The sequence below is a fragment of the Bacillus cereus group sp. TH152-1LC genome (genome assembly GCF_027710505.1).
GTDB classification, from domain to species: Bacteria; Bacillota; Bacilli; order Bacillales; family Bacillaceae_G; genus Bacillus_A; species Bacillus_A mobilis.
In genome coordinates, this window is the sequence record NZ_JAQFNK010000034.1 from 20964 (window position 1) to 39143 (window position 18180).

Genomic DNA, 18180 nt, shown 5'->3' on the forward strand with positions numbered 1-18180 from the left:
AGGAGAAAAGGTGTTGGAAAGCAATGCCTTTTCTTCTATGTATATGTGAAAAGAAGGGGGGGAGCTGAAATGAAGAAGCATTTTTCAAAAACACAATTAATGGGGATGCTCCTCATCATATTTGGATTCGGTCTTTTTCTTGATATGATACTTGGACATTTTGAACCAGGTGGTCTCATTTTTGCATTTATTATGCTTATGTTTGGAAGGCATTATCGTAAAAAGAATCGTTACGTACGGGGAAATGTATTTTTATTTGTTGGTGGTATCGTATTTTTATTCTTCTTATTTTCTTCAGCAGCATTTGTTCTTGTCGTATTTGCTTGTTTAGCTTTAATTGGTTATCAACTGATTCAACAAGGACATCAGCAAAAAGCAATGAAGGTTGAAATTAAAGAAAAAGGGATTATAGACGAAGAGAAGCAAATATATCGTACAGAACCGTATTTAAAAAATATGTTTGTAGGGAATATACGAATGATGGATCATATTTATGAACTTGAGGATATTAATGTTCAATATGGTGCTTGTGATGTGGAAATAGATTTAACAACTGCTATGATCCCAGAAGGGGAGACGGTAATTGTTATTCGCGGTGTCGTTGGTAATATCCGTTTATATGTGCCATATGATATAGAACTGTCTTTAAATCATTCTGTTATCGTCGGACGTGTGCTCTTGCCAGGTCATGAAGAAACAGGATTTAACCGCAATGTTACATTTAGAACAGAGCAGTATAAAGAGGCTCCTCGTCGTATTAAAATTATTTCTTCGCTTGTCGTAGGCGATACGGAAGTGAGGAAAGTATAATGAAAAAACAAAAAAATATTTCGTGGATGTATATTCGTTATTCTATGTTGTCCTCTGTGAGTATCGCACTTATTTGTACAATTGTATATGTATGGAAAAGCGAGCAACAAGTGTATGATTTATTATGGAAGGAATCCATCGCTTCTGTTCCAATTGGCTTGTTTATTATGACTACAAGTTTACTTATCGGGGGAATTGTAGGATATGCAATCGGTTACTATATAGAGCAGCGTATACAAGGATTAAATACGTTTCTATTTGAGGTAGAGCGAGGGAATTTTCCGAGCGATGTTTCGTTTACTGCAGATGATGAATTTCATGAAGTGGAACGAAAAGTAATCGTTTTGGCTCGTCGATTAGAGGAGCAAGCTGGACTCTTTCAAAAAGTAACGAATGAACGAGCTCATTGGAATGAAGAGATGAGACAAGAAGCGATTTCCCAGGAAAGGCATCGATTAGCGAGGGAGCTGCATGATTCTGTAAGTCAGCAGCTTTTTGCAATGTCGATGATGATGTCGGCTATTAATGAACAAGTAGCTGAAATTCCAGAAATGACGAAAAAGCAGTTGCAGCTTGTTGAAAATATGGTTGTAAATGCACAGTCAGAAATGAGAGCATTGCTTCTTCATCTACGCCCAGTGCAGTTAGAGGGTAAGAAACTAACAGAGGGTATAGAAGAATTATTAACAGAACTGTCTAGAAAGCAACATATGAAAATTGAATGGTTAATTGAACCAATTCAATTAAAAAAGGGTGTAGAAGATCATTTATTCCGTATTGTACAAGAGGCGCTGTCCAATACTTTACGGCATGCGAAGGCAAAGAAAACGGAAGTACGTCTACGCAAAATTGAGCAATATGCAATATTGAAAATTATTGATGATGGTGTCGGTTTTAAAGTAGGGGTTAATAAGGCTGGTTCTTATGGTTTAAGATCAATGCAAGAGCGAGTTCATGAAATTGGTGGTACATTAAAAGTACTTAGTTTTCCAAATAAAGGTACACAAATAGAAGTGAAAGTACCGATTATGATTGAGAGAGGGGGAGAGTCATGATAAAAGTATTATTAGTTGATGATCATGAAATGGTTCGAATGGGTGTATCAGCATATTTATCAACGCAGCCAGATATTGAAGTAGTTGGAGAAGCTGAAAATGGAAGAAAAGGTTCAGAGTTAGCTTTGCAATTAAGGCCGGATATTATTTTGATGGATCTTGTCATGGACGAGATGGATGGGGTTGAAGCAACACGTGCTATTATTCAGGAATGGCCAGAAGCGAAAATTGTAGTCGTAACGAGCTTTTTAGATGATGAGAAATTGTATCCTGTTATTGAGGCAGGAGCGACTAGTTATTTATTAAAAACATCAAGAGCGAGTGATATAGCAGACGCTGTACGAGCTACTTATGATGGAGAAACGGTATTAGAGCCAAAAGTTACTGGTAAAATGATGTCTCGCATGCGTCAGAAGAAAGAACAACCTTTGCATGAGGAGCTAACAGAAAGAGAGTCTGAAATTTTGTTATTAATTGCAGAGGGAAAAAGTAATCAAGAGATTGCGGATGAGCTATTTATTGCGCTTAAAACGGTAAAGACACATGTAAGTAATATATTAAATAAATTAAATGTAAGTGATCGTACGCAGGCGGTTATTTATGCGTTTAGACATCAATTGACGAAATGATAAGTTGAAACTAATAAGCAGTGGGTGTTATCCCCACTGTTTATTAGTTTGTGCCAAATCTTTTTATTGACGTTAATAAATGTAAGCGTTATCATTAAATTGTTAACAGTACATACAAAGGGGAGAATGTATATGTTAGTTCAAACTATATTTGGCATGGATAAGTCTAAAAAATTAGGGGATTATGTGAACGCATTGCAAGCGCTTTGTGAACAATATAATGTGGAAACAGATAAAATTGCAATTGTTGAGGCGACAGAAGAGTACTATTTATTTTTAGTGAAACAAGAAGATTGCTACGATGTTGTCAAAGTAGAAACAGTGGATACAAATATCGACTATTATACGAAAGCTTATAAAATAAGCAGTTTTAACCATACTGCTTTTCAAATGTAAAAAAACTCCCGAAAGGGAGTTTTTTTAGGATGCTTTTACTTCATGAGATTCGGTTAGTAAGGGCACTTTTTTCGCACCGCTTAACTTAGCGATTATAAGGCCGATAAGAGTTCCGGCTACTGCTGGTATGAGCCAGCCGATTCCTTCCTTATATAAAGGGATAAATTCAAAATATGGAGTGATAAATGAAACTGAAATACCACCTTGTTTTAATCCATCAAATACGCTTACAAATGCTGCTCCAATTAAAGCACCTACATAAACAGAGCGATATCCACCGAAATATTTATGAAGTAATGATAGTAGAACAAGTACAATTGCAATTGGATATACAACAAGTAGAATTGGAACAGAGATGGCGATAATTTTTGTTAATCCTAAGTTGGCAACTAATAAGCCTAATGCACAAATGATGCTCGCGAACGTTTTGTATGAAAATCTAGTCAATAAAGTTGAGAAATACTGACTACATGCAGATACAAGTCCAACACATGTCGTTAAACAAGCGAGTGTAACGATAAGAGATAATAGAAGCAAACCGTATGGACCGAATAATTGTTGTACGATAACAGTAAGTAATTGTCCTCCATTTTTTGCATATCCGAGAGAGACGCTAGTTGCACCGAGCCAGCCAAGTGCACCATATACAAGTACGAGACCAGTAGCGGCGATAAGTCCTGCTTTCGCTGTTGCGATAGCAATGGATTTACGATCCTTTACAACTTTGGAGCGAATGGCATTTACAACGATAATTCCAAATGCAAGCGCAGAAATGGTATCCATTGTTAAGTATCCTTCCATAAAGCCTTTGAAGATTGGAGAAGTTTGATACTCTTGCATTGCAGGTCCTGATTGCCCGAGTGGTGTAAATACACTTTTAACAAATAATAAGAAAATAGAGAGTAATAAAATAGGTGTTAATATATTTCCGATGCGATCGACAAGTTTGGATGGATTTAAACTAAGCCAAAATACGATAGCGAAGAAGACGACCGTGTATAAAAATAGTGCTAGGTTACTAGAGCGAATTGTTTCTGGTAAAAAGGAACTAACGCCCATTTCATAAGCGACATTCGCAACACGTGGAATTCCCATAGAAGGACCGATTGCGATGTATACAACTACAGTAAAGAAAATTCCGAATAATGGGTGAACATGACTTGCGAGTTGTTGCATACCGTTTCCTGATAAAGAAATTGCAATAACAGTTAATAAGGGTAAACCGACTCCTGTTAGTAAAAATCCAATCATTGCCGGCCAAAAATTTTCACCTGCATTTTGTCCAAGCATGGGAGGGAAAATTAAATTACCTGCCCCAAAAAATAAAGAAAATAGCATAAGACCCGTGAAAAAAATATGTTTTTTTGATACAGTGTTCATTGTTTTTCCTCCTTTTTAAATTCATTTGTAAGAACACAAAAAACTCGTCCCTAAAGAAAGGGACGAGTTATATTTACCCGCGATACCACCCTAATTTATACATGTAGAAATGAGTCTATATGTATACGGCTTTACAACGTACAACATGATACGTGTTCCTTGTAACGGGGGACAGCCGGTAAGAACTTACTGCAACATTCGGTTCTACTTCTCGGAGATGATTTTCGGCTACGCACTGAACGTTGGCTTTCAGCAATTCGCCAACTCTCTGGGGGACAGTCCTATAACGTACTCTTTCTCGTCAATGAATTTTTATTCAAGTATTCTGACAGTATTGTTGCATGTTTTTTTTTGAAAGTCAATATATTTTTTTGAAAGGCATATTTATATACGGGAATATTGAATGTGATATTCGTTGATGTGAAGGGAATGGTGGATTGTAAAATGGGAGTAAAATTTTCTGGAGAATTGTAAAATTTATAGAGAAAGTTGATATTTATAGGAGTAAAGAAGGTATTGTTTGAATTTGCAGAGAATAATACAACAATCCACTTGCTGGAAAGAACAAACCAAAAGAGGTGACTGAAATGCTTGCGATGGGAGTATTATTTGGCATTATTGCTATAATTGGTTTTATGTGGTTATATTATTCGCGTTCGTTTAAACAAGCAGAAGTTTTACTCTTTCAAAAAGGTAGTTTGTTGACAAATCAGTCTAGATATTTAGTATGTCCGAAGTGTGGAAGTGCACAGGCCAGAAGTGGAGGATATCAAGAGTGTTGCAAAAGTAGATTATGAAAGAAGGAAGCCTCACATTATTTTGTGAGGCTTCCTTCCTTACAATTTCATGGCACTCCAAATTGTCCACCGATCTCTTTCAATGATAGGAGAGGTGTTTTGTAAGGCGGTCTGGACCTGTTGTAGAAGTTGAGAAAGTTCATAATCTGTTAATTCGTATAGAATGGATCGACCTGTTCGAGGTGATAAATCTTGTAACAATGCTTCTACAGAATCATGTATTTTGCGTACTTCCCATTGTGTTTGAGTGGGGAACACGTGAAGAAAATATTTTTGTAATTCTTGTTGTATCGTGGTGGTTTTTGGTCTTCTTTTTGCTTCTATTTCAATAAGGTTTGGAAAGATGGAGAAGAAATATCCACGAATGTGTTCGGGGCTTCCTGGAATTGTACAATCTTCAATGGTGCGGTCTTGTACAATGAGCACACCGTTTTTCTTTAATATGCGAGAAGCTTCACGTAGAAATGTAGGAATGTCTTGTAAATGATGAATAACTGCGCGCGAAATAACAATGTCGAATGTTTCATTAGGATATGGGACGCTATGTGCATCACCGTGAATGAAAGAAATGTTTGGAAAACCGTTACAATTTTCTTTTGCAGCCTGTAATATTTCTTTTGAAAAATCAAGCCCAAGAACACTTTTTGCTCCCATAAGGGCGAGTTCTTTCGTATAAATACCGCCACCACAGCCGATATCGATTATTTGCTTGTTTTGTATGTTTGTAATACTCTTTATCATTTCACCCCAAGAAATATGGGCGTTTCGCTGTGCGTATGTGTATTTATTATTTGCATCGTGAAAATTAATGGACATGAAAAAGACCTCCTTTCAATGCTTATTATAGCGCATTTTATAGTGTGTCATGTTTTTGTTTTTTATATGATGAGTATAAGGATTTCTTATTGTAAAAGGAGGATTAAGTTGAAAAGGAAATATGTATTGTTGTTGTTTGTTATGTTACTAGCATCTTGTGGTCAAGTTGAGCAAAAAAAAGAAACAAAAAAAGTAGAAGAGACGGTGGATGAAGTGAAAGAAACAGTAGGGGTAACCGTTATACAAAAAAAAGATAAAGAGAAAAAGTTACAGGGATCAGAAGCTAAGTTAGTAATAGACATTATAGATAAAGCGGAAAAACAAGACGTAACAGGTAGTTTTGGTGAGCCGGAATATGAAATACAAATTAGTAGAGGTGGAAAAAAAGAAACCTATTATGCATGGCTAAGAGGAGAAGATAGACGAGGATGGCTACAATATAAGAACGCTATGTACATGCTGAATAAAAAAGATACGGAAAAGCTTTTAGCTATATTTCCAAATGTTTCAGAACAAAAAGAAGATGAGATGCAGGCAGGTCCTTTAACGGAAGTAACAAAAAAAGATTTGCAGATTACCGCGTTTCATATTAAAGCAGGTGATCAAAAAGTGAATTATACGGTACGGTATACGATTTCACAATCACTATACAACAAGTTAGAGAAGGAACAAGAATATTATTTACAAGTCATCTTCCCAGAAAAAGTTCAAAAATTAATTGGAGAAAAAGAGAGTGAAAAATTTTTAGGGGAAAAGGTAAAGGAAGGGTATAAACAGTATGAATTGCATGCTACTGTGCAGGTAAAAGACGCTTCAGAATCACAATTAAAGGCATTAGAAACATATTATGAAAATTATGATTTAAAAATATTAAATAGTAAAAAAGAAAAAATAGGTGTTTTTCAAAATATCATTCAAATTGTTAAAGAGTATGGTGAAAAAATGAATTTACAAAGATAAAAAGAAACTTTAATTAGCCCTGGAGGATCGGGATGAATGTAATTTGTAAAGTTTATATGGACTTTCCTAGGAAATGATAATAGAGAGGGGAAAAACCCCTCTCTATTACTTTGCTTTTGCAGAGGGCTCATTCATTGATTTTCGCGTAATAAGAAAAGAAATCATAAGAGCGGAAAGGATGATAAAAGCAATAAATATGTGATTTGGCAACAAATCTAATAATAATACGTAGCTAACGGTATAAAAAATAAGAGTTGAAGCTAAAAACGATAGCGCGCCTATTATGAGAGATTGTAAATTCATTCGTATACACCTCCTTTTATTTATATTTTTGGCTAAAAATGGATTATATAAACATTATTTCTAACAATAGAAAAAAATATGTCATAATAGAGAAAGAACCGGCGTTAATGAATAAATATGATTCATTAATGAGAGATAAAGGAGAGGAATATGAAAAATAATAAAAAAGGATTATGGGGAATTATTGTTGCCATAGGTTTATTTTTACTTTCTAAGTTAAAGTGGGTATTTGCAATTTTTAAATTAGCAAAGTTTTCAACGGTATTTAGTATGTTTCTATCACTTGGTGCATACGCAGTTATATATGGGTGGAAATTTGGAGTAGCGCTCATTTATTTGTTGTTTATTCATGAAATGGGCCATTTATGGGCTGCGAAAAGAAAAGGTATACCAACATCACCAGCAATATTTATTCCATTTATGGGTGCTCTTATTGGGATGAAAGAGATGCCGAAAAATGCAAAAGATGAAGCTTATATCGCCTATATGGGACCTCTTTTCGGCTTGTTGTCATTTTTGCCTGCAATTCCACTTTATATAATAACGAAAGAGCCATTTTGGGCATTAATTATTTTGCTTGGAAGTATGATTAACTTCTTTAACTTGATTCCAGTTTCTCCATTAGATGGTGGACGAATTATCTCAGTTGTAAGTACAAAGATTTGGGGAGCGGGTCTTATTGTATTGCTCGGTTATTCCATTTACTTTAAAAGTATTTTAGGAGGATTTATTGTTATTATCGGCTGTATGGAATTATATAGAGTAATAAAGCGAGATGAGCCGATTAAGGAATTAGGATATAGAATTGATGGAATGAAAGAATATGTTGCAAGGCTGGAAGAGGAATTAAAAGAAACGGGTGCAGTACATCGAAATATATATATGATGCAACATGAAATAAATGTATTAAGGCATAAAGAAAGAGAGAAAGAATTAAAAACAGGAGAATTTCAAAAGATTGAAGTGTTAGAGTATCTTTTACCGAAGTATGAGCCGCTTGATTACGTTCCGTATGAAGATGAAAAAGAAACGCATACAATTCATATAAGAGAAGCATTTGAAATATCAGAAAGAAAATTACAGGAATGGGATGCAGAAAAGAGGCAACAGGAAAATTATTACAAAGTGGATACGAAAACGAAATGGACGGTATTTGCTTGTTATATCGGATTAATGGCTATACTCGGTTACGCAGCTTATGAAGGGTATATGGTTTTACAAGAACATTTGCCAACGAGGAATGTATAGAAAAATATTGTCGAAATGATAGGAAGAATTTATACAGGAATTAGATTTCTACGAGAGAATGTTACAAGTATAGTACTACATTGTAATATCTCTAGTAGAGAAGGGGTTCTGTATATGAAGAAATTGTTACGTGTATTCGGGATTATTATCGTGATGATCATTGCGAGTTATAGTCTTATGAAAGTGCTGTTACATTATGCGAATAAGCCTGCTGAGGTAAATACGATAGCTCAAATAGAAGATGTACAAGAAGAGACAAAAGTACTGGATTTTATTCGTATGACACATGAAAGTTATAATAATTTCTTAAATTATGGTAAAGCAGAGAATTATACAGAAGGGGACTGGAACCAATTGAAACAATGGTTTCAACAACAAGAATCGTCTTTAAAAAATATACATACAGAAATAAAGAATGAAAAAATAAAACGTGATGTAAATAGAAGCTATGAAATTGCAAAAAAAGGTGTGGAACTTCAAAATATTGAGTATGTAGTTTATGCGCATCGTGTATACCATGACCTGGATATTATCGTAAATAAATATAGAGGTGAAACGAATATCTGGGGGTATACAGAGTTTGGAGATGGGAAAGATATAAGGGTAATTGAACAAGCGATACAGTCCAAATAATAATAAGCTAGCTAGCATTCTAGTTGGCTTATTTTCTTTTGTAAGTGCAATGTTCATATATTTTTCACAAAAACACCGTGTGAATAGTGATTAAAATCACAATATGTACTATACAATTCAGTTAAACTAAAAACAGTTAAGGAAATAGAGGAGTGGGATACAATGTTAAGTGCAAAAACAATTGAAATCGTAAAGTCAACAGTACCATTATTACAAGAAAAAGGCGTTGAAATTACAACGAGATTTTATGAAATTTTATTTTCGGAACATCCGGAGTTATTGAATATTTTCAATCATACAAATCAGAAAAAGGGAAGACAACAACAAGCGCTAGCAAATGCTGTTTATGCAGCTGCAACGTACATTGATAATTTAGAAGCTATTATTCCAGTTGTAAAACAAATTGGTCATAAGCATAGAAGTTTAGGTATTAAAGCGGAGCATTACCCGATTGTAGGTACATGTTTACTACGCGCAATTAAAGAGGTTGCAGGTGCACCTGATGAAGTTTTAAATGCATGGGGAGAAGCTTATGGTGTCATTGCTGATGCATTCATTAGCATTGAAGCAGAGATGTATGAAGAAGCGGCACATAAAGAAGGTGGATGGAAAGATTTCCGTAACTTTGTAGTTGTTAAAAAAGTAAAGGAAAGCGATGTTATTACGTCATTTTATTTAAAACCTGAAGATGGCGGGAAAGTTTCTGCATTCATCCCAGGACAATATGTAACGATTCAAATAAATATCGAAGGTGAAACATATACACATAATCGTCAATATAGCTTATCAGATGCTCCTGGAAAAGAATATTATCGTATTAGTGTAAAGAAAGAAAAAGGTGTAGATACACCGGATGGTAAAGTATCTAACTACTTACATGATCATGTACAAGAAGGCGATATGTTACCAGTAAGTGCACCAGCAGGAGATTTCGTGTTAAATATGGATTCAACTTTACCAGTTGTACTAATTAGTGGTGGAGTAGGTATTACTCCGATGATGAGTATGCTAAATACGTTAATTGAACGAGACTCAACACGTAATGTATGTTTTGTTCATGCAGCGATAAATAGTAATACACATGCAATGAAAGAACACGTTGAGGCAGTAGATAATGAATACGAACAAGTTAAAGCGTACACTTGTTATTCTGCACCAACTGAAAAAGATTTGGAAATGAAGAACTTTGATAAAGAAGGTTTCATTGAATCTGAATGGTTACAGACTATTATCCCGACAACGGAAGCAGAATTTTATTTCTGTGGTCCTGTACCATTTATGAAACATATAAATGCTGCACTAACTGATTTAGGTGTGAAACAAGAGCATATTCATTATGAATTTTTCGGTCCAGCAGCAAGCTTACAATAAGATGGATTTGAATAAGCGAAAAACGAGGTATTATTTTACCTCGTTTTTTATTTGTTCTCGTAATAGTCGATTTACCGTTTCACGGCGTATACCAATCAGTTGGCCAATTTCAGTTTGCGTCAATATTTCATATATAGGAATGTCACCTAAATATAGTGTGAACCATTCTTGTAAACGATGAAGACGTTCTTTCGGAGAGACGGTTGTTAATTGATCGATACGCTGCTGCATCATTCTTAATTTTGATTGTAATTGCATAGCGATATTTGCGTACGAAGCGGGATTTGCCTGAAGTTGATCGTACCATTCACTACTAATGATAGGTTCAACTTCTGTTTTCATTAAAGCGATTGCTGTACCGTGATACTCCTTCGGTGAAATTAAAGAATGGTGAGGTATCGTTTCACCTGGAACAATAATGTTGAATAAAAATGGCGTTCCATCTTCTTCGATCCTTACTACTTTTAATAAGCCTGTTTTTATAAAATATAAAGGACCGTCCTCGCCTTGACGGAATAGTACATCTCCTTTGTGTAGAATCAATGTTAGCCCCCCATTTAAACATTTCTATTTCTTTTATTGTAGCGTATATGTATAAAGACAATATGCTATTTAAACAGCAATTTCATTGACGAAATGTATGCTATTACAGTAGTATACTATTTAGTGTGTAATAGTACTAGCAATGAATACGCTGTAGGGGGTTTAGTATATTGTTAGATGCGATAAAAATGACGGATATGAGAATTCCGGCGAATGCTATCATTCATGTAGAAGAGATGAAAGGTGGAGTCGTATTATCCGTTGAAGTAGACGGCCAAATTATTTATACGATGGCTTATGATGAAGAAACAGATAGTTATGCTGAATTATATGATCGAAACGATAAGAGGGCGTGCCAAGTACATGAGGATTTTATGGGATGGTCACTTCTTCATTAAAAAAGATGTCAATATGACATCTTTTTTTATTAAACCGATAGAATATACAAAGAAATGAAATATAAGGATAAAATTTGTAATAAATGATTTTGCATTGTTAGCACTTTGTAACTGCAAGTAAACTATTTTTTCGCTATCATAAAGATAACAGTCGCAGTTATAGGAGTGGTCAACTTGAAGAAAGTACATATTTCAAATTATATGCTATTATGTGTTTGTTTAATTTTATTTGTTCTCTTAGGAGGATTTTTATATTCATGTGTATAAGAAAAAACGTATTCTAAAAAGAACACGTCATAAAAAAGAAGTAATAATTAATCTAGTCCCGAGAATAATTAATGTGATACGTAATAAATTAATTACGGCTTTACCACTTAATTTTGTATTGATATAAGCCCCGATTTTTCCGCCAATCCATGCACCAGGAATAAGAATTAATGCGTAAATCCAGCTGACATTTCCAAGGGAGATGTGAGTTGCAGAACTTACAATTGCTGATAGAAATACGATAAACATCGAAGTTGCTACAGCGATATGTGCTGGGAATGCAAAAAGTAGCATCATTGCTGGAACAAGTAAGGCACCGCCACCAATTCCAAATAACCCAGATATAAAACCAACTATAAAGGCGATAAAGATAGCGAGAAGTGGTGGGAATTGATAGTGTACAGTGTTTCCTTCGTTATCTGTAAAAGAACGTTTAATTACCGTCATATTTGATAAAGAAAGAGGGTTTAATTTGTCTCGTAACATAAGAAGAATGGAGACAAAAATAAGGAAAATCCCAAAATATAAAGAAAATGTATCTTGGTTTAAAAATTTGTTTGCCCACGAGCCGATGATACCACCAGGGCCACTCCCGATAAATAAAATAAGTCCACTTTTGTAATCCACTCGTTTATGCTTCATATAAGTAAGGGTGGAAGATAGTCCTGTAAAAACGACTGTTACCATTGAAGTTCCTACTGCAAGTTGTGGTGATAGACTGTGTAATCCGATTAATAACGGAACAATAATAATTCCGCCACCAAGCCCGACTAGACTCCCGACTGTCCCGGCGATTAGCCCGATGAAAAGTAACATGATGTATTCCAAAATTGCCAACTCCTCTATATAACTTATCCACCAATTATTATACACGCTTTTTCATGAGAAAAAGGTTTGTTCACAAAAAAGTCGTCTTCCTAGAAAAATAAGGAAGACGACTTTTGATTAAAAGATTAAGTGTAATAAAGAGTAAAATAAAGCAGCTAAAGAAGCTGAAATAGGAAGTGTGATAACCCAAGTAATTAACATGCGTTTTGCAGTTCCCCATTTTACACCTTTCACACGATGAGAAGCACCAACCCCTAAAATAGAAGAAGAGATAACGTGCGTCGTACTAACTGGTAAGTGAATGAATGTTGCCCCGAAAATAACAAGAGATGATGATAAATCGGCAGCTACACCATTTACAGGACGAATTTTCATAATTTGTCCACCGACAGTTTTAATAATTTTCCATCCACCGACAGAAGTACCAAGGCCCATTGCAATCGCACAAGATAATTGTACCCAGAACGGAATGTCGCTAGAAGTATGATAGCTATTAGCCATAAGAGCCATTGTAATGATTCCCATTGCTTTTTGCGCATCATTCGTACCGTGTGTGTAAGCTTGTAATGCAGCAGTGAAAATCTGGAATATACGGAAATTTTTGTTCGTCTTCGTTAAATTGAAGTTTTTAAAGACTACTTTAAATATACTGTATACGATATAACCAATAACAAAAGCGATAATCGGTGAAATGATTAAAGCTTCAAGAATTTTTATGAACCCTTTAAGGTTTAATGAGCTAATACCGGCCGCAGCGATAGCTGCACCTGCGATTGAGCCAATGATTGCATGCGAAGAACTACTTGGAATACCGTAGTACCAAGTGATCAAATTCCATGCTATTGCCGCAAGTAAAGCAGCTAAAATTACAAGAGAACCATTTTGCAAGGCAAATGGATCAACGATATCTTTTGTAATCGTTTTTGCTACACCTGTAAATGTCATCGCACCTAAAAAATTCATAATAGCTGCCATAATAATTGCATGTCTAGGCTTTAGAGCTTTCGTTGAAACAGCCGTTGCAATAGCGTTTGCTGTATCGTGAAATCCATTAATAAAGTCAAAAGCTAAAGCGCAAATGACTACTAAAACGGTCAGTAACAAGAGTGTATCCATGATCAAACTCCTTACGCGTTCTTCATAATAATTGTTTCTAATACGTTTGCAACGCTTTGGCAGCTATCCGCTACTTCTTCAAGCTCTTCGTAAATCTCTTTGTATTGAATAATTTTAATCGGATCTTTCTCACGAGAGAATAAGTGCTTAATCGCATGACGGCGAATATCATCACATTGTGATTCATAATCCTTAATCTTAATCGCGTTCGTACGAATGTCGACTAACTTCTTTTTAGAAAGTAGTTCAACAGAATTTGCAATCTCAATCGCACATTGATTAATTGCTTCAACGAATTTAATCATGTATTCATCAGCTTCTGTAATAGAATACATTTCGAATAGACCAGCACTATGATCTAATCCGTCTAATACATCATCCATACTCATTGCAAGTTGTAGGATGTCCTCACGTTCAATTGGAGTAATAAACGCTTTGTTTAGCTCCATAATGATTTCGTGAATAAATGAGTCACCTTTTGACTCATACTCTTTCATGCGCATAGAAAACTCTTTTAAATCGCTAGCATTTTTAATTTTATACTCCACGAAAAACTGCGCGCCTTCTTTTAAATTTTCGGAAACATTCATTAACATTTCAGAAAATTTATCTTTTTTTGATTTAAATACCATTATTAGTTACCCCCACAAAAGTAATATATGTAAAATATATTGGCTAGTCAATTCTAACAAAAAACTGTCGTTTTTTAAAACATTTTATCGAAAAGTTTACAAAAACTTAACATAACTCTCATTGTTGTATTAATAATATTAATAATCAATATTGAATATCTTACTTGTAGAATGTCCTTTTCTTGTAAAAAGTATGAATGTGAAAGAAAAGCTTTACACTACAGGAAAGACTACGTTATTATAATAAATTTAAAAGGAGGTATATTCTTCCTTTTGAAAAGAAGAGTGTAAACAAACGAAGGAAGTGAACGAATGAAATTGAAGAACACTCACTTAAAAAAAATGCAGGAGTGGTTCAATAAGAGGAAGAAACTTCGGAATTCATTAATTATATTAGGAAGTTTACTTGCTACTCTATTTATTGCTATAAATATAATAATTTCCATTCAAGACATATCTGAATTAAAACAAGCTGTTCCGCAACCGACCTTAATTTATGATGCAAATAATGAAGTTGCGACTAAATTAGCTTCCTCTAAAACAGAAGGTGTTAAAAGGAAAGATATTCCTGACATTATGGTTCAGGCAATTGTTGCAGTAGAAGATAAGGAATTTTTTAACCATCACGGTATTTACTATAGTGGAATTATAAGTGCAGTTTTTAAAAATATTACAGCAGGAGAAGTTGTAGCAGGGGGAAGCACAATTACGCAACAACTTGCGAAAAATGTATTTCTGACCCAAGACCGCACATACTCTCGAAAAATAAAGGAATATTTTTTAACAAAAAAAATAGAGCGTACGTATACGAAAGATGAAATTATTGAAATGTATATGAACCAAATTTATTTTGGTGAAGGTGCTTGGGGTATAAAAAGGGCAGCTAAATCTTATTTTGATAAAGATGTAAAAGATTTAACAGCTTCAGAAGCTGCAACGATTGCTGGATTGATTAAAGCACCGTCTGCCTATTCACCTTATAAAAACTTTAATAAGTCTATCGAACGACGTAATGTCGTCTTAAGTTTAATGAAAGAGCAAGGATATATTTCTGATGAACAGTATAATAAAGAAAAAGAGAGCGGTCTTGTGTTAAAACGTGGTGTGGATGATAAATACAAGGGGAAATACTCTCAATATGTAGATTATATTGTTAGAGAAGCGATGGACAAGTACGAATTAACACAAAATGAAATTTTAGCGGGTGGTTATCGTATTTATACAGAGCTTGATCCGAAAAAACAACAAGCTGTAGAAGACGTTGTGAATAATGATAGCTATTTCAAAGATAGTGGCTCAGACCAACTTATGCAAACGGGTGTAGTTCTTATGAACCCAAAAACAGGTGGCGTACCAGCTTTAGTTGGGGGCAGAGGGCCGTATCAGTTTTTACAGTTTAATCATGCAACCCAGTTAAAAAGACAACCTGGCTCAACGTTAAAACCCTTAGCTGTATATGTACCAGCGTTAGAGCAAGGGTATGAAGTATACGATATATTAAAAGATGAACCATTTAATATTAAAGAATATAAACCACAAAATAGCGATCATACTTTTCACGGTGATGTGACGATGTATGAAGCTGTGGCAAAGTCGTACAATGTTTCAGCTGTTTGGTTATTAGAGCAAATTGGGTTGGATAAAGGATTGAAATCTTTAGAGCGTTTTGGTATTCCATTAGTGCCAGAAGATCGTACGTATCCAATCGCTTTAGGCGGGATGCATGTGGGGACATCTCCATTTGTAATGGCTCAAGCGTATAGTACGTTTGCAAATGACGGTGTCCAAGTGGAAGCTCATGCGATTAGAGAGATACAAAATGCTGAAGGTGAAACGATTGGAAAGTGGTATAAGAAAGAGACACGAGTGACAAGCGAGAAAATTTCTCAAAAGATGACATACTTATTAAAAGGCGTTGTCGAAAAGGGAACGGGCGAAAAGGCGAAAGTTAATAATGTTGATACGGCAGGTAAGACAGGAACGACTCAAATTGTAAATGGACCAAGCAGCGGGGCAAAGGATTCATGGTTTGTTGGATACACACCAGATTTAGTAGGTGCGATTTGGGTAGGGTATGATAAAACAGATAGCGATCATTATGTTCCAGGGGGCAGTCAAATTACGACAACAATGTTCCGGGATATTATGAAAAAGGCGAATGCCAATCCAGCTCAAAAAGCATTCCAGTTATCGCTCATATCTGAGGCTGAGTATAAAAAACAATTGAATACAATAGAAGAGGAAAAACGGAGAAAAGAAGAAGAGAAGAGAAGGAAAGAAGAGGAACAACAAAGAAAAAAAGAGCAACAAGAGTGGATTGATAAAGTGAAAGAATGGATTCCTTCATTTTGGTAAAAGAAAGAGGCGAATAACAAAATTCGCCTCTTTTTTGTATGAAAAACATAATGAAACTTTAAACGGTTGAAATTATCCCTTCTCCTTACTAGTTACTACTCGTTAAGTATAATGTTCGTACTGCCAAAGGATTGAGAATCGTATGTGACGATTATTTTTCCTTTGCTAATAGGTTCGTAAGGTAATTCTTCTTCGTAATTACCATTATTTTCATTGTGGATAGAAAGTGTAATTTCATCGATTTTTTTATTTGTATACTGATCTTTAATCGTTTCAGCAATTTGAAGTAACGCTTCGGAACTAGAAGCTTTCGTAATAAGCATTCCCTTTATAACTTTCTTTTCATTATTTGTTGCATTGGAATAAGGGATGTTGCTTTGTTTTGTATACAAAAGTTTGTATGGAACAGTTTTTCTCTCTGCTTTTGAAATAGTGGAATATTTTAGAGTTAAAAAAAATCCTACACATAAAATAATGCATACCATAAGAGCAAACCAAATGCGTATTAGTGACATAACTCTCATTTTCATCCCTCTTTCATATCTTTGACTTCAATATTTATCATACAGAATGAGGATTAAGGTAGAGTAAATTTGAGGTAAAGAAACGTAAAGAAGGAGCACTTATCCTCCCAAATAAGTGCTCCTTTCTATATAAAGAGAGATTTAATGCACGGTAAAACGATACATATTATTATAAATATGCTTATTTAGTGAAAATTAGTAAATTCGGAATACTGATAGTGTTGCAGTTGTATCACCTGTGTTAGGAATAGAAATAGTGTTTGCTGTAGGCTGTATAGAAATCGTTGTACCAGCTTGTAAAGTAACGATTGTAGAGAACGAAACAGCACTACCGATAACATTAGTTGAGAAATTACGAGTAGGTGGTTGACCATTGAATGAAATACCGAATCCAAATGGTGAAGATCCTGGGAAAGTTGTAGACGCTGAGAAACTAATATCATATACGCCTGTTTCTAAAACTGTTAAAGTATCTGTAGTGTCATTAAAATTAATATTATTTATTTCAAAAACTTGATTGAATTGGATATTCATTCCAGGTGATATAGTTTGAGCATTGGAGTTTCCAATTGCAGCGATAGTTACAGGAATTGGAGTACCCGCTGGTCCTGTTGCGCCGGTAGCACCTTGAGCACCAGTAGCGCCTGTTGCACCCGCCGGTCCTTGAGCACCAGTAGCACCTTGAGCACCCGCTGGTCCTTGAGCACCAGTAGCACCTTGAGCGCCGGCTGGTCCTTGAGCACCAGTAGCACCTTGAGCACCGGCTGGTCCTTGAGCGCCAGCCGGTCCTTGAGCACCAGTAGCACCTTGAGCGCCGGCTGGTCCTTGAGCACCAGTAGCACCTTGAGCACCCGCTGGTCCTTGAGCACCAGTAGCACCTTGAGCACCCGCTGGTCCTTGAGCACCAGTAGCACCTTGAGCGCCAGCCGGTCCTTGAGCACCAGTAGCACCTTGAGCACCCGCTGGTCCTTGAGCACCAGTAGCACCTTGAGCGCCAGCCGGTCCTTGAGCACCAGTAGCACCTTGAGCACCCGCTGGTCCTTGAGCACCCGCTGGTCCTTGAGCACCAGTAGCACCTTGAGCGCCAGCCGGTCCTTGAGCACCAGTAGCACCTTGAGC

20 protein-coding genes and 1 other annotated feature are annotated in these 18180 nt (G+C 35.7%); of the genes, 11 read left to right on the forward strand and 9 right to left on the reverse strand.

What is annotated here, in order from left to right; genetic code table 11:
* The first annotated feature begins 69 nt into the window (after positions 1 to 69).
* Genes liaF through PDL00_RS32380 form a run of 4 tightly spaced genes read left to right on the forward strand, consistent with a single transcriptional unit; the run spans position 70 to position 2890 of the window.
* Positions 70 to 810, forward strand: a complete 741-nt coding sequence (gene liaF / locus PDL00_RS32365; RefSeq protein WP_001980963.1) for a cell wall-active antibiotics response protein LiaF — start codon at positions 70 to 72, stop codon at positions 808 to 810.
* Positions 810 to 1865 (forward strand): sensor histidine kinase, encoded by a 1056-nt coding sequence (locus PDL00_RS32370; RefSeq protein ID WP_000744332.1) that lies wholly within the window; start codon positions 810 to 812, stop codon positions 1863 to 1865. The genes liaF and PDL00_RS32370 overlap by 1 nt, the downstream gene beginning before the upstream one ends.
* Positions 1862 to 2494 (forward strand): response regulator, encoded by a 633-nt coding sequence (locus PDL00_RS32375; RefSeq protein WP_000598709.1) that lies wholly within the window; start codon positions 1862 to 1864, stop codon positions 2492 to 2494. The genes PDL00_RS32370 and PDL00_RS32375 overlap by 4 nt, the downstream gene beginning before the upstream one ends.
* Positions 2495 to 2551: 57 nt before the next feature.
* Positions 2552 to 2890 carry a DUF3922 domain-containing protein gene (locus PDL00_RS32380; protein ID WP_242251129.1) on the forward strand — a complete coding sequence of 113 codons (339 nt, stop codon included), beginning with the start codon at positions 2552 to 2554 and terminating at the stop codon, positions 2888 to 2890.
* Positions 2891 to 2914: 24 nt separating this feature from the next.
* Here PDL00_RS32380 and brnQ3 read toward each other — a convergent pair whose 3' ends face one another.
* Positions 2915 to 4270, reverse strand: coding sequence for a branched-chain amino acid transport system II carrier protein BrnQ3 (gene brnQ3, locus PDL00_RS32385; protein ID WP_270733650.1), 1356 nt, complete (start codon positions 4268 to 4270; stop codon positions 2915 to 2917).
* A gap of 55 nt (positions 4271 to 4325) precedes the next feature.
* Positions 4326 to 4584: a binding site (T-box leader), on the reverse strand.
* 273 nt (positions 4585 to 4857) lie between these two features.
* On the opposite strand from brnQ3, the gene PDL00_RS32390 reads away from it, so the two are divergent.
* The gene (locus PDL00_RS32390) at positions 4858 to 5067 is read left to right on the forward strand and encodes a hypothetical protein (protein ID WP_088095727.1); all 210 of its coding nucleotides are present in this window, start codon (positions 4858 to 4860) and stop codon (positions 5065 to 5067) included.
* A gap of 39 nt (positions 5068 to 5106) precedes the next feature.
* Here PDL00_RS32390 and PDL00_RS32395 read toward each other — a convergent pair whose 3' ends face one another.
* A complete protein-coding gene (locus PDL00_RS32395; RefSeq protein ID WP_242250957.1) occupies positions 5107 to 5883 on the reverse strand; it encodes a class I SAM-dependent methyltransferase in 777 nt (258 codons plus the stop codon).
* Positions 5884 to 5991: 108 nt separating this feature from the next.
* Between PDL00_RS32395 and PDL00_RS32400 the strand changes: the two genes are divergently transcribed.
* Positions 5992 to 6843, forward strand: coding sequence for a hypothetical protein (locus PDL00_RS32400; protein WP_270733652.1), 852 nt, complete (start codon positions 5992 to 5994; stop codon positions 6841 to 6843).
* Between the two features lie 105 nt (positions 6844 to 6948).
* On the opposite strand, the gene PDL00_RS32405 is transcribed toward PDL00_RS32400, so the two are convergent.
* Complete coding sequence (locus PDL00_RS32405; protein ID WP_001053351.1) at positions 6949 to 7146, reverse strand: hypothetical protein; 198 nt, start codon at positions 7144 to 7146, stop codon at positions 6949 to 6951.
* Positions 7147 to 7296: 150 nt separating this feature from the next.
* Here PDL00_RS32405 and PDL00_RS32410 point away from each other — a divergent pair, with 150 nt between their 5' ends.
* The 3 genes from PDL00_RS32410 (at position 7297) to hmpA (ending at position 10398) form a co-directional block, all read left to right on the forward strand.
* Positions 7297 to 8394: a site-2 protease family protein gene (locus PDL00_RS32410; RefSeq protein WP_270733653.1), complete on the forward strand. Its 1098-nt coding sequence runs from the start codon at positions 7297 to 7299 to the stop codon at positions 8392 to 8394.
* 114 nt (positions 8395 to 8508) lie between these two features.
* A complete protein-coding gene (locus PDL00_RS32415; RefSeq protein WP_242250978.1) occupies positions 8509 to 9027 on the forward strand; it encodes a hypothetical protein in 519 nt (172 codons plus the stop codon).
* Positions 9028 to 9189: 162 nt separating this feature from the next.
* Positions 9190 to 10398, forward strand: a complete 1209-nt coding sequence (hmpA, locus tag PDL00_RS32420) for an NO-inducible flavohemoprotein (RefSeq protein WP_270733654.1) — start codon at positions 9190 to 9192, stop codon at positions 10396 to 10398.
* A gap of 30 nt (positions 10399 to 10428) precedes the next feature.
* On the opposite strand, the gene PDL00_RS32425 is transcribed toward hmpA, so the two are convergent.
* Positions 10429 to 10941 carry a Crp/Fnr family transcriptional regulator gene (locus tag PDL00_RS32425; RefSeq protein WP_000600576.1) on the reverse strand — a complete coding sequence of 171 codons (513 nt, stop codon included), beginning with the start codon at positions 10939 to 10941 and terminating at the stop codon, positions 10429 to 10431.
* Positions 10942 to 11111: 170 nt separating this feature from the next.
* Here PDL00_RS32425 and PDL00_RS32430 point away from each other — a divergent pair, with 170 nt between their 5' ends.
* A complete protein-coding gene (locus PDL00_RS32430) occupies positions 11112 to 11339 on the forward strand; it encodes a hypothetical protein (RefSeq protein ID WP_000882907.1) in 228 nt (75 codons plus the stop codon).
* A gap of 294 nt (positions 11340 to 11633) precedes the next feature.
* Here the strand turns inward: PDL00_RS32430 and PDL00_RS32435 are convergent, their stop codons facing one another.
* The 3 genes from PDL00_RS32435 to PDL00_RS32445 all read right to left on the reverse strand — a co-directional run bounded on the left by PDL00_RS32435 (position 11634) and on the right by PDL00_RS32445 (position 14182).
* Positions 11634 to 12434 (reverse strand): sulfite exporter TauE/SafE family protein, encoded by an 801-nt coding sequence (locus PDL00_RS32435; RefSeq protein WP_000455763.1) that lies wholly within the window; start codon positions 12432 to 12434, stop codon positions 11634 to 11636.
* Positions 12435 to 12551: 117 nt separating this feature from the next.
* Positions 12552 to 13550, reverse strand: coding sequence for an inorganic phosphate transporter (locus PDL00_RS32440; protein WP_061680306.1), 999 nt, complete (start codon positions 13548 to 13550; stop codon positions 12552 to 12554).
* A gap of 11 nt (positions 13551 to 13561) precedes the next feature.
* Positions 13562 to 14182 carry a DUF47 domain-containing protein gene (locus tag PDL00_RS32445; protein ID WP_000231446.1) on the reverse strand — a complete coding sequence of 207 codons (621 nt, stop codon included), beginning with the start codon at positions 14180 to 14182 and terminating at the stop codon, positions 13562 to 13564.
* Between the two features lie 312 nt (positions 14183 to 14494).
* On the opposite strand from PDL00_RS32445, the gene PDL00_RS32450 reads away from it, so the two are divergent.
* The gene (locus PDL00_RS32450; protein ID WP_242250992.1) at positions 14495 to 16537 is read left to right on the forward strand and encodes a transglycosylase domain-containing protein; all 2043 of its coding nucleotides are present in this window, start codon (positions 14495 to 14497) and stop codon (positions 16535 to 16537) included.
* Between the two features lie 95 nt (positions 16538 to 16632).
* Here the strand turns inward: PDL00_RS32450 and PDL00_RS32455 are convergent, their stop codons facing one another.
* Together PDL00_RS32455 and PDL00_RS32460 are read right to left on the reverse strand one after the other, a co-directional pair.
* Positions 16633 to 17061, reverse strand: a complete 429-nt coding sequence (locus tag PDL00_RS32455; RefSeq protein ID WP_242250994.1) for a hypothetical protein — start codon at positions 17059 to 17061, stop codon at positions 16633 to 16635.
* Positions 17062 to 17256: 195 nt separating this feature from the next.
* The coding region (locus PDL00_RS32460; protein ID WP_270733655.1) for a Gly-Xaa-Xaa repeat protein at positions 17257 to 18180 on the reverse strand (924 nt) is incomplete at its 5' end.